This window comes from Holdemania sp. 1001302B_160321_E10 (assembly GCF_015552275.1).
In the GTDB taxonomy this organism is placed as follows: Bacteria; Bacillota_I; Bacilli_A; order Erysipelotrichales; family Erysipelotrichaceae; genus Holdemania.
Genome location: NZ_JADNEM010000070.1, coordinates 1 through 2,488 on the forward strand (window position 1 = coordinate 1; position 2,488 = coordinate 2,488).

Sequence of the window (2,488 nt, forward strand, 5' to 3'; positions counted from 1 at the left end):
TGAGTCCCATTTCTGGAACTCATCTGCGTCTTTCTTGTTTCGGTTTTTCTCTCACCAACACTATTTTTGAAAGAGCCAAAAAGGTGAACGGCACGGGTTCTCCCGATCGTCATTCACCTTGCTTTATTCTCAGATCCAGCGCAGCTGGGAACAGCTTTTCCTTTTAAGCGCAAGAAATACCTTAAGCGCAAGAAGCACCGAAACTAAACCGCTATCCATCAATAGCCGAATGCCGTTTCCGGCTTCACGCGGCACGGTGCGCCGCGCTTATCACAGGTATTGCTTAACGCGCCGGAACCCCAGCCGGCCCCGAAGGCCAGATCACCGTTCCAGCTGTTGGCATAGCTTTCAATCGACATCGTGCCGAGCTTGAACACTTCGATATGCGTGTGCGGCGCGCTTGCGTTGCCGGACTGACCGACTGTGCCGATCTGATCGCCGGCACTTACCACAGAACCGGTCGCGATCGGAGAACCGGGACTCATGTGCAGATACTTGACCGCGTAGGTCGTCCCGTTGATGTTAGTTAACAAATACACCTGATTCCCGCCGCCCCGGCTTCCGCCGCTGCCGCCGCAGGTATTGCCGAGATAGCCATTATTTCCGCAGCCGTCGGCGCTGTTGAGAATGACGCCGTTGCCCGCCGCGGCGATCGGCGTGCCGATCCCGGCCATGATATCCATTCCCAGATGAACACCGCCGCTGCTGTAATACCAGGTGCCGTTGTTCAGATAGCCGCCGTTAGGTTTGGTAAAGCCGGTTGAGCTGTCGATCCCGCTGAAGTCGATTGACGACAGAAGGCCCTTAAATGCGGACAAATTGGCCGTGATCTGATTGCCCAGCGCTTCCAGATCCGCCGCCTGCTTTTCCGCCGCATCCTGCGCGATCTTCGCGACGACCCGCAGCTGCGTGATCTCGGCTTTCTTTGCTTCGACTTCCGTCTTGCTTGTTTCAAGTCCCGCTTTTTCCTCGGCCAGCTGCGTTTTATCCGCTTCCAGCGCGTCCATCAGCGCTTTCAGTTCCTCCAGCGACTTCTTATCATAATTCATGATATCGTTAACGCCCTGAATCCGGCGCAGGAGTGAAGCGAAATCCTCCGCGCCCATTAAGAAATCCAAAAACTGATTCGTGTGCATCGTCTGCTGGGAACGGACTAATCGCTGTTCCACCTTTTCCCGCAGCGCCGCGATCTCATCTTCCTTCTGCTGGATCTGAATTTCCAGCTGGGCGATCAATGCTTCCTTTTCGCTGATCTGCTTTTCCAGCTCGCTGATCTGCGCTGTCAGCTGGGCGATCTGCGCGTCATAGCCGCGGATCTCCTGACCGATCTTCGCCAGATCCTTCTCAATCTCCTGGCGTTTGGCCTTGATGTCGCTGAGCTGCTGCGCCAGTTCACTGTTGCGCCGGGAAGCATATTCCCTGCATTCGTTTTTCTGTTCTTCGGATAAATCAGAACCGGAACACATCGTCAAGTAATAAACGTCTTCGTCGTCGTCCGCCATGACCGGCAAAACCATGCCCGTCATTAACAGGACGCTTAATAGAATCAGTCCTGCTTTTTTCATCGTTTCCACCTCAGATATTTCGTTACCGACATGAAGCTGCCGATCAACCCGACAACCATGCCGATCCCTAATAAGATCAGCGACAGCTGCAATACAAACGGATGCGGCGGCGTCATCCTGAACATCTCCGAAAACAACACCCCGCCCAGCTTGTCATAGATTAAGACATAACCAAAGATCGTAAACAGAATCGGAATGATCGCGCCCAGCGCTCCGATGATCATTCCTTCCACCACAAACGGTGCCCGGATAAACCCATTCGTCGCACCCACGTCCCGCATGATCGCAATCTCGTTGCTTCGCGCGTAAATCGTCAGCTTGATCGTGTTCGCGATCAAGAAAATCGCCAGCGCGCTTAAGCCCGCCACCAGAATCGCCCCGCCAAACCGCACGGAGTTCAGCGTTCGGACAAACATCAGCGCACTGTCCCCGCCGTAGTTCACCGTTTCAATCCCTTCGATTGCCTGAATCTTTTCCGCCGTGTCCTTTAACGCGTCCCCGTCGTTTACTTCCACATAGAACGCGTCGTGCAGCGGATTATCCTCCCGATACGTTTCCAGCGCTTCTCTGGCGCTTTCATCCTCATACGTTTTCATCAGCTCGTCGAATTCCTGATCCTTGCTTGAGTATTCCACGCTGACCACATGTTCCAGATTCTTGATCGTCGCCTGGATCATGTCCAGCTGTGCTTGTTCCTCATGGTCATAGGCTACAAACGCCGAAATCTTCACCGAGCCTTCGATATTTTGGGTGACCTCCTGCATGTTGCCTGTCACAATCATAAAGATCGAGATAATCAGCAACGTGATCGTCACCGCCGAGGCGCTCGACACCGACATTGCCGCGTGCCGGCCCACACCATAAAAACCCTCGCGGATATGCCGGAAGAATCGTCTAATCATGTTTGATATACCCTCCCTCGT

Annotated in this window: 2 protein-coding genes; both read right to left on the bottom strand. The window is 53.8% G+C overall.

The window, feature by feature from the left end:
* Nucleotides 1–218: 218 nt before the first annotated feature.
* The gene (locus I2D94_RS18020; RefSeq protein WP_195397904.1) at nucleotides 219–1,565 is read right to left on the bottom strand and encodes a murein hydrolase activator EnvC; all 1,347 of its coding nucleotides are present in this window, start codon (nucleotides 1,563–1,565) and stop codon (nucleotides 219–221) included.
* Nucleotides 1,562–2,467: a permease-like cell division protein FtsX gene (ftsX, locus tag I2D94_RS18025; RefSeq protein WP_195397905.1), complete on the bottom strand. Its 906-nt coding sequence runs from the start codon at nucleotides 2,465–2,467 to the stop codon at nucleotides 1,562–1,564. The genes I2D94_RS18020 and ftsX overlap by 4 nt, the downstream gene beginning before the upstream one ends.
* Nucleotides 2,468–2,488 lie beyond the last annotated feature (21 nt).

Excerpts from the sequence above, each read along its gene's own strand:
- ftsX (WP_195397905.1), bottom strand. The coding sequence starts at position 2,467 with ATGATTAGACGATTCTTCCGGCATATCCGCGAGGGTTTTTATGGTGTG.
- I2D94_RS18020 (WP_195397904.1), bottom strand. The coding sequence starts at position 1,565 with ATGAAAAAAGCAGGACTGATTCTATTAAGCGTCCTGTTAATGACGGGC.